Below are 1,408 nucleotides of genomic sequence, written 5' to 3' on the forward strand. Positions count from 1 at the left end.
CGAAGTCGATGTCGGCGAAGTCGAACACGCTCGGGTACATGACGATCTGGGCACGGAACTCGTCGAGAACCTCGAATTGCCGTTCGGCGGATGCCTTCTCGCCGGTGAGGATGGCGTGCGCGATCGCATTGGTGTGGATTCGCAGGACAGCCGCGGGCAACCTCTCGCGGATCAGCGCCAGTTCCGGCGAGGCTTTCCGGTACCGACTGCGGCCGATCCGTGCGGCGTGCTCGCCCAGCCACTGCCACGTTTCCTCCGCGCTGATCGCGATATCCCAGGCCGTGAGGGCGTCGAGCCAGGTTTCGGGCTGCTCGCCGCGTGGTGTCTCGAGTGCCTCGATGTGCCTCAGAACTGCCAGGTTGTGGGCCGCGATCGGGTCAGTGGACAATTGTTCGAGCCACTGTCGGTTGGCGCAGTCGATTCCGTCGGTCGCCGGATCCACATAGTCGGTGGGCCAGAACCAGAACAGTTCATTGATCAATCGATCGATGGGATTCGCGAGGCTTTCAAGTACGACTGACACGTCGGCTGGCTGCGGTCGCGGGGTCACCGGCAGCACGGTGGGGTGGACGAGTAGACGGCTTCGCCGGCCACCGGCCCCCAATTCGGTGACCATCTCACGTATCCGACCCGCCCCGGTGTCGATCCGCAGGCCCGCGAGCCGAAACGCGTTGTTCCGATACGGAGAATCGAGGATCGTGGCGTCTACCGCCTTGATCAGCGTTCCAGCCCGGAATGCGAGATCGCTTGGTCGGGATCTCGCACGCCCGTAAACGAGGGCTTGCTGTGACGCATCCCGTGGTCGAATGGTGCGTAGTCCGGCCGTCTCGCGGTCTTCAGCCATGCTGTGCTGCCTTGTCCCACAACGGGAGCCTGATCGCACTCCCCCATGGTCAACGGTACTGCTCGGATCAAGCGAATTCGGCGGAGAGCCGGGCCGCCTCGCGTCTCGAAGCTGCGGCTACGCGCTTCTCGCCTTCGAGACGGGCCCGGATCGCGGCGACCGAGTGTGGATTCGAAGAGGGTGGGTGCAGGAAGTGGCGACGGAAAAGGACGAAGAGGCAGAGGGCAAGTGTGAGAAAAGTTATTGCAGTGATCGCGATTTCGGTGAGCATGGGAGCCTCCCGGGGTCAGTACGGGTAGGTGCGGGGAGATTCGCGGAGGGCGATTCTGAGGGCGCGGAGGACTGTGGCGAGGGGCTGGAGGGTCTCCCACTGGGGGTATCTGAACCAGATCGGCACGGTACTGCCGGGAGAGCGTGGGGAAGGGAGGATGAGGTCCCAGCCTGGCGGGAGGAATTCGCAGTGGGCGCGGGCGCGGAAATCGTTGACGTGGAGGGTGATGTCGACTCGAGTGGGAGCGGCCAGAAGGATCAGGGTGCCGCTGCGCTCGTCGAGGATGGGGGTGG

The 1,408-nt window shown here is 64.3% G+C and carries 2 protein-coding genes; one reads left to right on the top strand and one right to left on the bottom strand.

Annotation, left to right across the window (positions count from 1 at the left end):
* Nucleotides 1-844 (bottom strand): hypothetical protein (locus ACIRS4_RS37010; protein ID WP_404204475.1); only part of this gene is annotated, 844 nt, incomplete at its 3' end.
* Between the two features lie 184 nt (nt 845-1,028).
* Here ACIRS4_RS37010 and ACIRS4_RS37015 point away from each other — a divergent pair.
* Nucleotides 1,029-1,408: hypothetical protein (locus ACIRS4_RS37015; RefSeq protein WP_404204477.1), on the top strand; the 380-nt coding region annotated here is incomplete at its 3' end.

This window comes from Streptomyces sp. NPDC101166 (assembly GCF_044768125.1).
In the GTDB taxonomy this organism is placed as follows: Bacteria; Actinomycetota; Actinomycetes; order Streptomycetales; family Streptomycetaceae; genus Streptomyces.